Genomic DNA, 15990 nt, shown 5'->3' on the forward strand with positions numbered 1-15990 from the left:
GTATTAGAACAAGGTCTGCTGACGCTTCTCAGGCACCTGTTGCACTTCACCGTAATCACGCAGTTTATCCATCTTACGGATATCCAAACGTAACTCAGTGACATAGCTGTCTTCGACTAAGTAACTGCGCACAACCTCAGCGCCACGAATCACACCGTCAACGGCACCTGTTGTACTTTCAATGCCTAAGCGCTGGTCGGCAAGTTCCGCACGGCCGCTCACTCGCATACCATACACTTGCTCAGCAAGTTCACGGTACGCATCAATCTTAGATGCACGCATCGCACGAACGCGCTTCTCTTCAACAGTACGGCCAGTTTGCTCACTCACGCTTGCGTAACCCACCGCCACCAAAATCTCATCTTGGCGCATCTGCTGCAAAGGCTGACAACCCACCAGCACCAATGTCGCGATAATAAATAATAACTTCTTCATGTCGGTTTCCTAAGGGCGGAGAATCACGGTGTAAGGCTGACGAATAGTTGGGTCAGAACGAATAAGCACACCATCCTGAGTACGGATGCTGTTCAGCGTATCCAAATCACGACCAATGCGGTCCGCAGGCAAGAAGCCTTGTGCCGTTGCAACGACGATGCGGCTTTGCATACCGACTACGCGTGCATTCACTAACACCCCCCCCCTCTTGGCGAAGCATAGTGCCTGTCAGCACGTACTGGATTTCTTGCTCTTGTGCCAGATCTTGCCAATCACGGCTCAGTGCGAAATCGCCTTGCTGAGTCACTTGGATTGAACCTGTGGTTTTGAAATCCACGACTTTAAAGCCACGGCGTTGGAATTGGTGAATAAACCCTTCCGATACCGAGTTACCAAGCCAGTTGGTTGCATCCATGTTTTGCAGATCGACAAAAGAAGTAATCGCAATCGGTGTACGCGACGATACTGCAACGTTCGAAACCATCAGCTCTTCCGTCATGCTCTCAATGAAATAGTCCATCGTATGACGAGGGCTGTCCATCAGCATGAATTGGCTGCCTGAATACGGTTCTTTACCATTGTAAATTGGTGAGTAGGCGCACGATGTTAAAAGCGTCATCATCGATGCGGCAACAAGCCATCTTTTCATGGTTTGATTCTCCAGATAATCTTAGGTGTGACTGCTCTTTCGCGACTTCATTTCAATAAAACGTAATCTTGGAACAGTCCTTGCTTTTCTTCTGCTTGTCGAACGAAAGAAAAGCCCACCAAACTTCACTGAAATTGGTAAAGCAATATTTATACCCGAACGGTTACTAACAATGAAAAAAATATTTTTTAGCCTAATATCAGTCACTTTTATATTGATGATGCCATTTCGAGCAGTGGCATCTTGGTATGAAGTGACAGGCGTTGCCACGATCGTTTCCTCAGAAGAAGCGGCAAGGCTGCACGCGTTAGAAGACGCACTCTTCAAGGCCGTCAACTTTTCGGGCGCTGACATCGGCAGCATCAGCAACTTGATGCCTTTGCTGGAAGAAAACCGCAAAGAGTACCAGTTCACCAACCACGAAGTGCGTTACATCTTGGTCGAGTCAGAGCGTAAACGCAGCGGCAAAATGGAAATGAGGATCCGAGTGGACATTTATCCATCGGCAACGGGTTGCCACGTGGATCAATACAAGAAGACCGTATTGGTCGGTAATATCGATGTCGCCTCTCCTCAACAAGCCGTTATGGGCCAGATCTACAGTGTGGGCGATGACTTTAGCCACGTGGTCAATCGCCAATTAGATCAAACCTCGCGCAGTTTTGTCTCGGTCGGCACCACAGACTACTCCATCAGCGCCAATTACCCAGAACGTACAAAGATGATTGCGCAAGACAATGGCGCGCAGTACATCATCGGTGGTGTCATTACCGACTTAACCGCCACCATTGATGCGAAATTATTGAAAGACGACGTTATTAACCGCCAGTTTGCCATGGAGATGAAGGTCTTTGACGGCAAAACGGGGCACGAGGTTTACCACAAGAACTACCGCGAAGTGGCGCGTTGGCCTTTTGCTAAAACCAGCCAAGTTGATACCCGCAGTGCACGCTTCTGGGCATCAACTTACGGTGAGATGATGCTGCGCGTTAGCCGCAACATTATGTTGGATTTGGAATCGGAACTGTCTTGTAAAATCACCCTGCCAGAAGTCGTTGCCGTATTCGGTAATACTGTGACCATGGATCTTGGCCGTATGCACGGCGTACAGGAAGGTGACCAGCTACAATTGTGGCACACAGCATCATTCATCGACCAAAACGGTCTACCACGTAATAAGGTCTCTCAGAGCGATATTACCCTGAGGGTGACTCGTGTTTATGAACACGAAGCGGAACTGACGATTGAACAGCCAAATCTAGCTTCTAGCGTGCAGATTGGCGACGTAATGAACAAGATGCTTTAGCAACGCGTATAATGCCTTGCGATATGCCTACTTTTGAATATCATAGGTAACGCATCTTATTTGATTACGCCCCCATGGCACAGCTGGATAGCGCAGTCCCCTCCTAAGGGACAGGTCGTAGGTTCGAATCCTACTGGGGGCGCCATTCATCGCCTTAGCTTACCGAATTTAAGCTAAGGCTTTTTTATGTCTGCTATTTAGGTAGAGCGCGCTTGCTAGAGGCACCTGAACAAAACTACTTAAGATCAATGCTGTTGAGACGCCCCATAAAGGTCAGGATCTCTAAGTTGTCTTTGTGGGCATCGAGCAACGCTTTTTTGGTCTGCATATAAGCGGCAAGCTTGCCGTATTTGTTGATAGACCGCACCACCGTTTTGTACTTGTATTCGCCAGCATCATTAAACTCACGCCATTTTGCGATATAGCAGGTGTCGCGGTTGTCTGGGTCTTCCAATGTTGGATTGGGCTTATGGACTATTTTAGGCTCAACGCTGTGTGGCAGCCTTGTCATCAGGTATGGGTCTTTCAATAGGCGACGCCAAAACTTGCCCCACATCTCTCGCCCAAGCTCGTTACGCAGTTTGATGGCTTTCTTAAGCCCTTTCTTTTCCCCAATGCGAACAAAACCCACGGAGCGATGCAATACCGTATCGTCCGGTGTATGAATATGGATCTTAAAGGCTGTCTTGCCTTTTGAGATGAAGCGGTGTCCAGTATTTGTAATTAAATTGCTCTTAGACATAGTGCTAACTAATAATTTTATTAATAGCCAAAAGGGTAAGCAAAACTCATAGATAATTAAAGTAATAAAATACAAAACTGTAAATAGCATGTATGTTTATTCTTTTTTAAAACTTCTAATACAGATATAAAAAAGCCCCAAAGAGCGAACTCTTTGGGGCATTCAGCGCTTAAGGCTTCTAACGGTCAGATAGGAGCTTATTGCTGAACTTGGTATTCAAACTCAGGAACAACAACTTCTACGCGACGGTTCTGTTCACGGCCTTCACGAGTCTCGTTTGAAGCGATTGGGTTGTTTTCACCTTCGCCACGAGCGTGGATGCGAGAAGCATCGATGCCTTTTTCTACAAGAGCGTGAGCTACAGATTCAGCACGTTTTTCAGAAACTTTTTGGTTGTAAGCTGCTGGACCTGAAGTATCTGTGTAACCAATTACGTCAACGTTCGCTTGTGGGTACTCGTTTAGGAATGCTACTAGGTCGTCTAGTTTAGCAGCGCTCTCTGGTTTAAGAGTTGTGCTGTTTAGTGCGAAGCTACCAGTACCGATTGTTTGAGTTTCGAAAGTCTTAGTTACTACTACTGGAGCAACTTCTTCTACAACCACTTCTTCAACGATTGGCTCTTCTTCTACAACAACTTCATCGTTGCCGCCGAACTTGAATGCAACACCTAGCGTTGCAGAGTTGCCCATTGCTTTAACTGAATCGTTGCTGATGTCAGTGATTGTTTGGTATTCCGCACGTGCTGTTACGTTTTCGCTAACGTTGAATTCAACACCTGCTGCACCTAGGTAAGAGTAGTCGTCTTTACCGTCGTTCATCATTAGGTAAGCACCACCCACTTTACCGTAAAGTGCGATGTCTTCAGTGATTGGTAGGCTGAACTTAGGAGCAAGAGTGATTGCTTCTACGTGACCACCGAAAGAAGTTTGGTCAAAGTCACCTAGGTTGTCGAAACCAGCTTCTACTGAGAAGTAGTCATTCATTTCGTAACCAACAAAAGCACCTAGAGTAGAGCCATCTTTGTCACAAGCTTGACCAGCTACACAAGCGTCTTCCATCCAAGACTTACCCATCTTACCGCCCACGTATACTTCTGCGTGCGCTGCTGAAGCCATAAGTAAAGAAGCTGAAATTACCGCTGCTAGTTTTTTCATTATTGATTCCTCTAAAAGAAGTTCTCTTGTTCGTAACGAAATGCGCCGCCTGACTGACGTTGTATTTCAATTCTTTTATTCAGTTCCCTTGAGCTTGATACCGAAGTGACTTCCGATTGTTTGCATATCTGCATAAAAGTCACTTGGGTATGTCTCCTGGTCAGTGGTGCATATCGCTCCCTCACTGACGGCGAGCACTATAACCCCAAGAAATCCCGAGACAAATCCCAAAACTGTCAATTTAGTGTCATCGAAAAGCATGATTTTATGTGATCTAGAGCACCTTAAAGCGAGCAACAACAAGCGCGCAAACGTTTGCGCTATATTTCAAAAAAGAATAGGTAAAGCAAATTAACTTCTCATTAATGAGACGATAATTACGGAACTTTATGGATTGTGCTTTTAATTCAGAGAGATATTTCGTATAGGAAAAGAAAAAATTCATTTGCAGAAGTTATATTTGGATAAGTAAAACTTATCAATTTTTAAGCATTTTGATGAAAAAGTTCCCCAAAGAAAGGGAGAATGATGTCGAATTACCTCTTTATTCCAAAATGAAATACAAAAAAAAACCGCGGTATTTTCCGCGGTTTTTTGACTAATTATTCAAGCAATTATGCGTTCGCTTCACGCTCGGCGATGAACTCAAGAGCCATCTTGATGCGTGCAACACAACGCTCTTTGCCAATCAGTTCCATTACTGCATCTACAGAAGGAGACTGACCGCCACCTGTTACTGCTACACGTAGTGGCATACCGATTTTGCCCATACCGATCTCTAACTCTTCACATACAGCTGCGATAACGCCATCTTTGATGTTCGCTGTCGTCCACTCAGTCAGTGCTTCTGCTTTCGCTAGAGCAAGCTCTAGAGGCTCTTTAGCCACGCCGCGTAGGTGTTTCTTCGCCGCGCCCGCTTCAAACTCAGCGAAGTCTTCGTAGAAGTAACGGATTTGCTCAGCTAGCTCAACTAGCGTGTTGCAACGCTCACCCACTAGCTTGATCACTTCAGTGATAGCTGGGCCGTTTGTTACGTCTAGTTTCTGTTGATCTAGGTGCCATTGTAGATGCTCTGCAACGTACGCTGGATCTGAGTTCTTGATGTAGTGGTTGTTCAACCATTGCAGTTTGTCAGTGTTGAATGCTGACGCAGACTTAGAAACTGCGTTTAGGCTAAATAGGTTGATCATCTCTTCTTGAGTGAAGATCTCTTGGTCACCATGAGACCAACCAAGACGCACTAGGTAGTTGTTTAGTGCAGCTGGTAGGTAGCCCATGTCACGGTATTGCATTACTGATACGGCACCGTGACGCTTAGACAGTTTCGCACCGTCATCACCTAGGATCATTGCACAGTGTGCGAATGTTGGTACTGGCGCACCTAGTGCTTCGTAGATGTTGATCTGACGAGGCGTGTTGTTGATGTGGTCTTCACCACGAACAACGTGAGTAATACCCATATCCCAGTCGTCAACCACTACACAGAAGTTGTACGTTGGAGAACCGTCAGTACGACGGATGATCAAGTCATCCATTTGTGTGTTGCTGATTTCGATACGGCCACGGATTTGGTCATCAAATACTACGCTGCCTTCTTTCGGGTTACGGAAACGGATAACACATGGATCGCCATCTTTTGCCGCTTCGTTTGCCGCTTTGATCTTTGGATGGTTAGCATCGTAACGAGGCATTTCTTTATTTGCTTCTTGCTCTGCACGAACTTCGTCTAGCAGCTCTTTAGATGCGTAACATTTGTATGCTTTGTCTTCTTCTAGAAGCTTATCAACCATCTCGTTGTAACGATCAAAACGTTGAGTTTGGAAGTAAGGACCTTCATTCCACTCAAGACCTAGCCATTCCATACCTTCTAGGATCGCATCAACCGCTTCCTGAGAGTTACGCTCAAGGTCAGTATCTTCGATACGTAGAACGAATTCACCACCTTGGTTTTTAGCGTATAGCCAAGAGTAAAGTGCAGTACGAGCACCACCAACGTGTAGGTAGCCAGTTGGGCTAGGAGCAAAACGAGTTTTAACCGTCATTTGAGTTCCTTAGGGATAATGAGCAACGAGAGGGCTCTCGTTGTAATGTCAAGGATAAAAGTGGCGACATTTTACCATCGTAAGTCAATACTACAATCCTTCCGTGTGGTTTAACGCCAGAAATACAAACAGGGCAGTCACCGAAGCGGCGCTGCCCTGTTATTTATACTAGACGAAGGTTATCGCTAAAGAGCGGTTATAACTGTGCACAACCGCTATAGTAAGAGAAAGAGTATATAGAGGAAGATAACCGAATTACTTCAGGTTACGCATCGCCCACTGCATGAACTCTTGCTGCTCTTCTCGGCTTAAATCATGGAACGATTCTTTCAACGTTTTGGTTACCGCAGGAGAAGCAGCGATACTTGCCTTGGTTGATTCCTTGTTCATAGCCTTGTTGTAATCGGCCACTTCACGCTCGTAATCGCGGAAACCTTGTAGGCCACCTTTGCGCAGTTGAACCATCGAGAACTCAACGTCTTTACCGTTTGCGTCTTTTAGCGTCAGTTTTGGGTCCATTTCAAAAGCATTTGCTTCTTCAATGGTACGGAACTTGTTGTAAGTCAGCGTTAGCTCCGCATCTTTCGGTGCATCAAACTCTAATAAAAGCGGCTGCGAATCGAACTTACGACGCTTGCCATCTTCAAACACTATTTGGCCCACATTCACAGCCAGCTGGTTTGCACCATCTTCAACTTTGATGCTGTTGTTGTCAGAGATCCACTCAGGGTAGACGAACTCACCGTTGATAACGCGAGGAACCAATTCCGCTTGCAGAGTCAGTTGAGCAGCAAATGCAGGCGCAGAAAGTAGTGCGCAAAATCCTAATAGTGTGGTTGTTTTTTTCATCATGGTTTTCTCGTCTTATACCAATTTAGATAAGCCACTGAAACTAACAGGCCAGTCATTTCAATGGCTTATGTGAATAAGTATCAATACAAAAAGGGCGTTTCCGCCCTTTTAGCTGCTTCTGAATTAGAAGTAGTATTCAACACCTACAGAGAACTCATCGTAGTCAGCAGACTTCCAACGGTATTCTGATGGGTCACCTACTTGAGATGCACCGTCACCGAAGTCTAGCGTACGAGCACGAGCGTAAAGTACTGCAGATGGGTCTACGAAGTACATGATCTGTGCAGATAGTACATCATCCGCCGTGTTGTCGATTGTCTTACCGTCACGTTCTAGGTCAAAGTTAGCTGCGTAACCCAGTTTGTACTGCCAATCGCCTGTTGTGTACATCAGACCCGCAGACATTGCATCTTGTTTCTCGCTTACACCGTTGCTTGCATCAGCTTCCATGTATTTGTATTGAGCGAAGAAAGAGATACCGTTTTCAAACCAACCTTGAACACCTACTAGGTACGTGTTGTTTTCCCAAGTTTGACCTTCAGATTCGATGTTACGGTTACCCTCGTAAGCAGCATCCAATTGTAGTGGACCTAACTTGTAGTGAGCCGCAATGCCGCCCCAGTAATCGTCACCAGCACCTAGACCAGCTTCGTCACCTGCACCCGCTGCGATATCTAGAGAGAATTTGTCAGCAAACATTGGAGAGTCCCAACGGACAGTGTTTGATTGACGGTCTTGGTACTTAGCACCACCGATTGCACCACCCCAGTCGTAAACATCGCCTAGACCTGGGTTAGATGCTGGCCAGTCAACCAACTCGTACATTGGAGTAAGTACGCGACCTAGACGAACTTGACCCCAAGAAGCGCTTTCAAAACCTACGAATGTGTCACGCTCACCAAGACCTGCACCTTCACCACCGAAGCTTGGGTCTACGTAGCCACCTTCGATTTGCCAAATGAACGTTGGTTCAAAGTTAGCGAATTGCTTTTTACCACGGAAGCCGATACGAGATTCGTTGTTTAGCTGCATGCCGCCCAAATCGTCGTCAGTTGCTTTGCTACCAGAATCGTAATCGCGGTACGCGGCCTGCATCGCGATAATGCCGTAAACTTCGTAAGAGAAAGAGTCTTTAGTTAGGTACTCTTTCGCTGCATCACTGTTTGCACCATCAGCAAAAGCTGAACCACTGAACATCATGCCTGTGATTGCAGTAGCAAGTAGGCTTTTCTTTAGGTAAGACATTTTTAACCCCTATATTTTTAGTTTTTTCCATTTTCAAATTCGCTAACTAGGACATTGCAGGAACTTGAATCTGTGTTTGGACGGAGCAAATATGACAAACTTTTTTCGCAGTAAAAAACTTTCCCCACGGCAATCTGAGCAACTTCAAAATGAGAAGATCAAAAACAATATAAAACCCAAAAATACAAGAGCTTAAGATATGAAATAAAAATATAAAAACGTCAAAACCATTCCAAGTCACGCCATTTTTATATAAAAAGCTCAAAAGTCGTGATCGAATTCACTCATGTTTTAGGTGTTTTAACGGAACTTTATATTCAGAGAGAAAAAACTTTGAGATAACTCGCAACAATAACTGCATAAAGTCAGCGCAATAACGGAGATTTTGACGAATTTGTTTCGCGTCGAAAAACTTGACCTTCCCCTTGCTGGAAGGTTTATGCTCTCCACATTAGTATTATTGAGGACAAATTATGTATGAGTTCGTTGTACCTATGTCGGGACTTAACTGCATGGGCTGTGCGAGAAAAGTTGAGAAAGCTTTACATGCCAATCACAGTGTTGAGATCATCAATTTGTCCCCAACCATGGTTGAAGTGAAAACCGAATCCCCTCTTTCTTCTATTGTTGAATCCATTGAGTCATTGGGTTATCACGCCGGGCATCAATATCAGTTCCACCTAGCAGGATTGAGCTGCGGCGGCTGCGTGAAGAAACTCTCTTCTTTATTAGAAGCGAATCAAGACGTTATTGCCTTTCAAGCATCGACAACCCTACTCGATATCACAACCCTACTATCAGAGCAGCAAGTGATCGATCTTGTGGCGACTCTCGGCTATACCGCCAGCCTTGATTCTATTGAAATAGAAGAAGAAAGCTCACCAGAGATTGAACAGGTAGAAAAGCAGAGCAACGTCAAAGATGCGCATGTACCACCAGCAAGCATTCAATTGCAAATGCTGATTCAAGGCATGACGTGTGCGAGTTGCGTCTCTTCAGTAGAGAAAGCACTTACTAACGTAGAAGGCATTGAGAAAGCACAAGTAAACCTTGCTGAGCAAAGTGCATTGGTGTTCGCCACTCAAGATACTGAAGCCCTTCACCATGCGATCGTTCAATCCGTAAAACAAGCCGGTTACCAAGCAGAGATCCTGCAAGACGCAGCAACCCAACAAGAAAAGCAAGCAGCTCAACAACTCGCCCAGCAAAAACGCTTCAAGCTGGATGCCATTGCCGGCTTAATTGTCGGTGCGCCACTGATGCTTTGGGGTGTATTTGGCGGCAACATGATGATTCGCAATGCCAATGATCAACTGGCTTGGGGAGCGATAGGCATTCTATGTCTTTTACTGCTTGCAACCGCGGGTAAGCACTTCTTCACTAACGCATGGTTAGCGGCTACTCACAAACGAGCAACTATGGACACTTTAGTGGCTTTAGGCACTGGTGCGGCATGGTTCTATTCGATGCTTGTGGTGATTTTTCCATACTGGTTCCCTCTTGCTTCCCGCCATGTGTACTTTGAAGCGAGCGCAATGATCATCGGCTTAATTTCTCTTGGTCACTATATAGAGGCAAAAGCCAAAGCAAACACCACACGCTCACTTCAGGCTCTGATTAACCTGCAACCTCAGCAAGCGACTGTGATTACAAAACAAGGTGATCAACAAATTACGGTTGAGCAAATCACGTTAGGCATGAAACTGCGCATCAAACCGGGAGAGAAAGTGCCAGTTGATGGCGTTGTGATTCAGGGTGAATCATACATTGATGAGTCGATGCTAACCGGTGAACCAGTACCAGTATTAAAGGCGCAAGATGCGCAAGTGTCTGCTGGTACATTAAATACCGATGGTGGATTAGTCATTGAAGCAACAGGCATCGGCGCGAACACCATGCTGGCTCGAATCATTCGCATGGTACGCACGGCGCAAAGCAGTAAGCCCGCCATAGCCAAATTAGCAGACCAAATTTCATCGGTGTTTGTCCCTGTTGTTGTGGGCATTGCCATCCTTGCCGCTTTGGTTTGGTTTGCGGTAGGTCCAGAACCTAAAGCCAGCTACATGCTTGTCGTAACGACCACCGTACTGATCATCGCCTGCCCTTGTGCGCTGGGGTTAGCAACCCCATTGTCGGTCACCGTTGGTGTCGGTAAAGCCGCGGAGCTCGGCATTTTGATCAAAGACGCTGACGCGCTGCAATTGGCGAGCAAAGTTGACACAGTGGTATTCGATAAAACTGGCACGCTGACGCAAGGCAAACCAAGTGTGCAGCAAGTGTTTACTCATGCCACCAGCCCAGAGCACTTATTGGCTTTGGCTTACGCAGCTGAACGTCAATCTGAGCACCCGCTCGCTAAAGCCGTGTGCGATTATGCTAAGCAACACAATACCGACAGTGTTGAATTGGACTCATTCGAGAATATCCGTGGCCGTGGCATTACTGCGACTTACCAAGCACAACCACTATTCATTGGCTCATTGCAATTTATGCAAAACGAGCAGATTGATACCAGCCCAATGGAGCAAGCGATTGAAGATTGTGCAAACAACGCATGGACACCTGTGGCTGTGGCGCTTAACAATGAACTGGTTGGTTTAATTGCCATCGCTGATCCGATTAAATCTGATGCCAAACAAGCGGTGTCTGCATTAAAATCGCAGGGCGTAAAAACCGTCATGCTCACAGGCGACAACCAACACGTTGCTAATGCGATCGGCAAAGAACTCGGCATTGATGAAGTCATTGCTCAGGTGATGCCCGATGAGAAAGCACAGCACATTAAACTGCTGCAATCTCAAGGCCGCACGGTTGCGATGATCGGTGATGGCATTAATGACGCACCAGCCCTTGCGTTGGCTGATCTTGGTGTCGCAATGGGAAGCGGCAGTGATGTGGCGATCGAAAGCTCACAAATGACCATTCTCAATAAATCACCAATGGCGGTTGTACACGCAATTGAACTCTCTCGCGCTACACTTAAGAACATGAAACAAAACTTGTTCGGCGCCTTTATTTATAACTCGTTGGGTATTCCTATCGCCGCTGGCGTACTTTACCCCGCGTTCGGATTTTTGCTCAGTCCTGTTGTTGCTGGCGCGGCGATGGCACTGTCTTCAATCACGGTCGTCAGTAATGCAAATCGACTACGACTGTTTACCATTAAGTAAGCGACACTTCTTCTCGAGGATCTTATGAAGTTGAAACTATTAACCTTTACAATGCTTGCTGCCACATCAGCGAACGTATTAGCTGCTGATGTCATCAACCACAAGTCACCATACTGTGGCTGTTGCGGTGAATGGACAAAACACATGGAAGAGAACGGCTTTACCGTGGAAGAAAAGCTGCATGATGACATGAATGCGATCAAAAGCGACTTAGGTCTGAAAAACGAACAGCTATACTCTTGCCACACCGCAGAGATCGATGGCTACGTATTTGAAGGTCATATTCCTGCCGACGATATTAAAGCGTTTTTGGAAAACCCACCTCGCAACGCAAAAGGCCTGACCGTACCGGGGATGCCAATGGGCTCACCGGGCATGGAGTACGGTGATAAGAAAGACAGCTACGCTGTTTACGCCTACAACGACAAAGGTCAGGTATACGAATACCGCTACCACAAAGGTAACGACCAATAAAAACAAAGCCCAGCGAGACAAACCGCTGGGCTTTTTCTTAATGGACAGTTAAGACAAACTTTTTAATTAGAAACCGTAAGACGCGCCGAACACGAACGCATTGTTTACTAGGCTATCACCTGCTGCATTTTCTGCACCGTGAGCTTGGCTACGGAACTCAAAGTAAGGTTGTACACCTTGACGAGTCCATGTTGCGCGTAGCTCGTGGTCCATCGTTTCTGCTTCAATCATGTAAACGTTGTTGTAGCTGAAAGTCACATCTTCATTCATCGCGTAACCAATGCGGTTATCCATGCGGTAGTCTGTTTTCGCATCTGCGTCTGTTGCATCAATGTGTGCACGAGTACGGTTACTTAGAGAGATACCGTTATCGAAGTTGTAGCCGATTTTGACTAAAGGACGGTATTGGATGCTCTCACCCGCAGAGAATAGGTGCTGGTAGCCTGCTGCGACCCATAGGTGATCAGTGATGTTGAATGCTTGCTCACCACCTACAGTGATAGCTGGAGTTGTGTTACCTGCGCCACCATTTTCTGTTTCTAGTTTGCCCAGTTGAATGCCGTCAAACTCGGTGTAAACCGTGAAGCCGCCGAATTGGTTATCAAAAGTGTGGCCAGCTTCTAGCGTTGATGTCATGTCCGAACCATGGATTCGGCCATCATCGTGGAATTGGATGTTACCCGTTACGTAAGATGAGCCTGCGAAAGCGCTTGATGCGAAAACAAGAGAAAGTGCACTTAGTGCAAAAACGTTTTTCATAATATTGCTGCCTTTATTTGTTCACGTTATGCGATGAGTTGTCCGGCTATCACTTGCCCTTCATCGCAAACATTGGGATGTGCCTCCCTGGCGACAGCAATACTGCGCAATTTAATTCGCATTGAAAAATAAATCGTTTAAAACAGTGATCCAATTCAAATCAACATTTCCAAAAACCAAAAAAGTTTATTAAATACAGCATCTTGATATAAAACCTAAAAATTCACCAAAAAAATAAAGTGTGACATCAAACTTATTAACCTCTCCAATTAGGCACAAAATAACTATCGAGATCACACAATGGTTCTCTTTCTAAATACCCAACTTAATTATCTTTGAAAAATAATTAGACATTGATCACGCTTATTTTCCGTAGAAAAATAAACAAAGCCCCCAACATACGTTGAGGGCTTTGAGTAAGGAACAATGATTTTAGTGAATGATTAGCAGAATTACTTCACGCTAGTCACACGGCTTGTTTTCTCGTCTGTCGCAGATACAGAGCGGATAAACACTTCACCTTTCACATTTGGACGAGCATTGTCTGCGTAAGTTAGCCAGTTTTTGCCGTCTAGAGAGTATTGAAGCTTCACACCAGGGAACTGAACGTTCATTGCTAGCTTGCCATCTTCTACTTTCGCACCTGGTACAGGTAGGCGGTAGTCGATGCCCGATTTCTCTAGTTTAGCCAGTTCACGTTGACCAAGTACGTTCGCAAAGCGGTTGTAGTCTTGGTTTAGCGCAGCTTTGTCTACTAGGTTAGAGTTTTGCGAGTATTCAACACCCACTTTGTAGTCGTTTTCCCAATCAGCACGGTGCCATGCACGCTCAGCGGCTGCCAGTACGCGAGGGAATACCATGTACTCGTATTGCTCGTCGTTACGTACTGTCTCAGACCAAAGCTGTGCAGATAGACCGTAGAAAGGTTTCGCTTCGATTTCACCTTTACCAGTAAAGCCGTTGCCATCGCGGTCTAAAGACGTTTCTGCGTTCTGAGGCATGTTCTCTGGTGCAAAGCCAAACATCTTACGAGTATCTGTTGCACGCGTTGCCCAGTAGTAACCACGCTCTTTCGGGTCCACTTCGTATGGCATGTCCATGTAAACGTAGTCTGGGTTAGAAACGATCACGTCGTAACCTTTCTTTGACCACTCGTACACTGATGATGTGCCACCCCAGTAAAGAACGTCCCAGAAGTTAACACGTGTGTTTTCTGTTGCGAACGCTTTCTCACCTTCACTGTACTTAAGGCCATCTTGCCAAGCTTGGAAGTTTGGAATGCCTTTCTCAGCCACAATCTTCGACACTTCTTCTGCGAAGTGGCTTGGTAGATGAGCAAAGTCGCTTACCGTACCGTCTGCAATTAGCGTCTGACATTGTGGAGACTGTGCGAATGGCTTGTCTTGTTTAGACAGGTCAATCGTACCTTTCCAGCTTACTTTGTCTTCAGCGTTCACATCTTGGAAACCAGCGCCTAGCTTAATGTTCTTCGCTTCGTCACCACCAAAGTGCCATGTTGTTAGCGGTGCGCCCGCTTCTTGGTGCATTGCTGCGACTTCTGAAATCACTTTATCAACAAAGCGAGTTGAAGATTCCATACATGGGTTGATGAAGCTTTGCTTGTTGTAGAACTGAACCGTCGTTACATTCGATGTATCTTTAGGATCCATCAGGCGGTATTCGTTCGCTTCTGCTTCTTTACCTTCTTCCATTAGACGGTCGTAACGCGCTTCCATTGATACTACCGCTGCACGAGCGTGCGCTGGCATATCGATTTCTGGAATCACTTCAATGTTACGTGCTTTCGCGTATTTCAAGATTTCCACGTAGTCTGCTTTGCTGAAGTAGCCAGAGCCAAAGTTGTCTGTCGTTGGACCAGAGCCAAGCTGAGGCAGTAAACAGCTTTTCTCTTGTGTATCGAAACAACGGTTAGCACCCACTTCTGTCAGCTCAGGCAGACCCGGGATTTCTAAACGCCAGCCTTCATCGTCCGTTAGGTGAAGGTGTAGTTTGTTCATCTTGTACGCTGCCATTTGGTCTAGCGTTGCAAGAATTGCGTCTTTAGAGTGGAAGTTACGAGCCACATCCACCATCACACCACGGTAATCAAAACGAGGCGCGTCTTTAATAGACAGTTGTGGTAGAGAATCAGCATTTTGGCTATCTACCAGGCCAAAGATAGATTGTACTGCGTAGAAAGCACCCGCTTGGTCAAACGCTTTAATCGCAATACCGTCGCCTTTGATGCTCATCTCGTAAGCACCAGATTTTGCTAATTCACCGGTGAAGTCTGCAGGAACAACAGTGATGCTTACAGGAAGATCACCACGAACATCCACACCTACCACTTCTGCACGATCTTGAATTGCTGCGTATTGAGTCGCATCGAATGCGTCTTTAGGCAGCGCAATACCCGCCGCGATATCTACTGTGCCTTTACCTGCTTCAACAGACAGTGGCGTTGGTAGTAACGTGGTTGATACATCTTGTTTTGCTAGGTCTTCGTTCTTCTCGAAACGAGACACAGCGTTTGCAAATACGTTGTTGTCATCTGGCGTACGTTTTAGGTTGTTACCCTCAAGGCCAGTTACGAAAGATGCAACGTCTTCTGTGTTAAGAGAAGCGATCATCTTAGGCTCTGCATTTGGTGCAGCAACGAAAGCGCCTGGCATGAAGTCAGTTTCAAATAGCTGCCAGTATTCAGCAACAAGAGGAAGCACAACCTCTTCACCCGCAGCAAAACCATCGAACTTGTCTGTCGGTTCTAGTTTGTGTAGGTCACCCGTTACGCGAGAAATTTTGAATTGCTCGTTGTCTACATCCAGAATCAGACGAATGCTGTGGAAGTAAATAGCCCAATCTTTAGAGTCAACCGCTTCACCTTGGTTAACTAGCGTCATGTTTACCTTGTTACAAGACGCCCACTCTGCGCCCATGTCTTGACATGCAAGACCTTCGTTAGCACCGTGGTTTGTTAGTACTTCATATTGAATATCAAGGTTGTCAGCCAATGAGTTTACAACTTGTTGCTCAGAGTTCTGCAGTGAAGAGCAGCCTGCCAATGTAGCAATAACAGAAGCAGCAATCAGACTATGTTTCAACATCTTACTTTCCCCAAAAAGTCAGTGGTTCAAAACGACATTTATCAAAAATGGTGAGCAC

At 45.9% G+C, this 15990-nt stretch carries 11 protein-coding genes, 1 tRNA gene and 1 pseudogene; 4 read left to right on the plus strand and 9 right to left on the minus strand.

Features of this window, described 5'->3' with window-relative positions; translation table 11 throughout:
• Positions 1–3 precede the first annotated feature (3 nt).
• On the minus strand, positions 4–435 hold the full coding sequence (gene flgP / locus KHO06_RS13735; RefSeq protein WP_005425609.1) for a flagellar assembly lipoprotein FlgP: 432 nt from the start codon (positions 433–435) through the stop codon (positions 4–6).
• Between the two features lie 9 nt (positions 436–444).
• Positions 445–1084, minus strand: a pseudogene (locus tag KHO06_RS13740) (FlgO family outer membrane protein).
• A 172-nt stretch (positions 1085–1256) separates the two neighbouring features.
• Here KHO06_RS13740 and KHO06_RS13745 point away from each other — a divergent pair.
• Both KHO06_RS13745 and KHO06_RS13750 read left to right on the plus strand, forming a co-directional pair.
• Entirely contained in the window at positions 1257–2390 is a 1134-nt protein-coding gene (locus tag KHO06_RS13745; protein WP_005425597.1) for a flagellar assembly protein FlgT, read from the plus strand.
• A 68-nt stretch (positions 2391–2458) separates the two neighbouring features.
• Positions 2459–2535 (plus strand) — tRNA-Arg (locus KHO06_RS13750).
• Positions 2536–2625: 90 nt separating this feature from the next.
• Here KHO06_RS13750 and KHO06_RS13755 read toward each other — a convergent pair.
• The 5 genes from KHO06_RS13755 to chiP all read right to left on the minus strand — a co-directional run bounded on the left by KHO06_RS13755 (position 2626) and on the right by chiP (position 8425).
• A complete protein-coding gene (locus tag KHO06_RS13755) occupies positions 2626–3132 on the minus strand; it encodes a hypothetical protein (protein ID WP_005449220.1) in 507 nt (168 codons plus the stop codon).
• A gap of 197 nt (positions 3133–3329) precedes the next feature.
• The gene (locus KHO06_RS13760) at positions 3330–4286 is read right to left on the minus strand and encodes an OmpA family protein (protein WP_005425612.1); all 957 of its coding nucleotides are present in this window, start codon (positions 4284–4286) and stop codon (positions 3330–3332) included.
• A 614-nt stretch (positions 4287–4900) separates the two neighbouring features.
• Positions 4901–6328 carry a glutamate--tRNA ligase gene (gene gltX, locus KHO06_RS13765; protein WP_020196224.1) on the minus strand — a complete coding sequence of 476 codons (1428 nt, stop codon included), beginning with the start codon at positions 6326–6328 and terminating at the stop codon, positions 4901–4903.
• A gap of 255 nt (positions 6329–6583) precedes the next feature.
• Positions 6584–7180 (minus strand): DUF2057 domain-containing protein, encoded by a 597-nt coding sequence (locus tag KHO06_RS13770; protein ID WP_005425603.1) that lies wholly within the window; start codon positions 7178–7180, stop codon positions 6584–6586.
• Between the two features lie 123 nt (positions 7181–7303).
• Positions 7304–8425: a chitoporin gene (gene chiP, locus KHO06_RS13775; RefSeq protein ID WP_005425622.1), complete on the minus strand. Its 1122-nt coding sequence runs from the start codon at positions 8423–8425 to the stop codon at positions 7304–7306.
• 473 nt (positions 8426–8898) lie between these two features.
• On the opposite strand from chiP, the gene KHO06_RS13780 reads away from it, so the two are divergent.
• Together KHO06_RS13780 and KHO06_RS13785 are read left to right on the plus strand one after the other, a co-directional pair.
• On the plus strand, positions 8899–11595 hold the full coding sequence (locus tag KHO06_RS13780; RefSeq protein WP_212581759.1) for a heavy metal translocating P-type ATPase: 2697 nt from the start codon (positions 8899–8901) through the stop codon (positions 11593–11595).
• Positions 11596–11619: 24 nt separating this feature from the next.
• Positions 11620–12069, plus strand: a complete 450-nt coding sequence (locus tag KHO06_RS13785; protein WP_005425611.1) for a DUF411 domain-containing protein — start codon at positions 11620–11622, stop codon at positions 12067–12069.
• Between the two features lie 66 nt (positions 12070–12135).
• Here the strand turns inward: KHO06_RS13785 and KHO06_RS13790 are convergent, their stop codons facing one another.
• Together KHO06_RS13790 and KHO06_RS13795 are read right to left on the minus strand one after the other, a co-directional pair.
• Positions 12136–12828: an oligogalacturonate-specific porin KdgM family protein gene (locus KHO06_RS13790; protein ID WP_005425607.1), complete on the minus strand. Its 693-nt coding sequence runs from the start codon at positions 12826–12828 to the stop codon at positions 12136–12138.
• Positions 12829–13280: 452 nt separating this feature from the next.
• A complete protein-coding gene (locus tag KHO06_RS13795) occupies positions 13281–15932 on the minus strand; it encodes a beta-N-acetylhexosaminidase (protein ID WP_212581760.1) in 2652 nt (883 codons plus the stop codon).
• Positions 15933–15990: the final 58 nt, after the last annotated feature.

The organism is Vibrio sp. B1FIG11, from assembly GCF_905175335.1.
GTDB lineage: Bacteria > Pseudomonadota > Gammaproteobacteria > Enterobacterales > Vibrionaceae > Vibrio > Vibrio campbellii.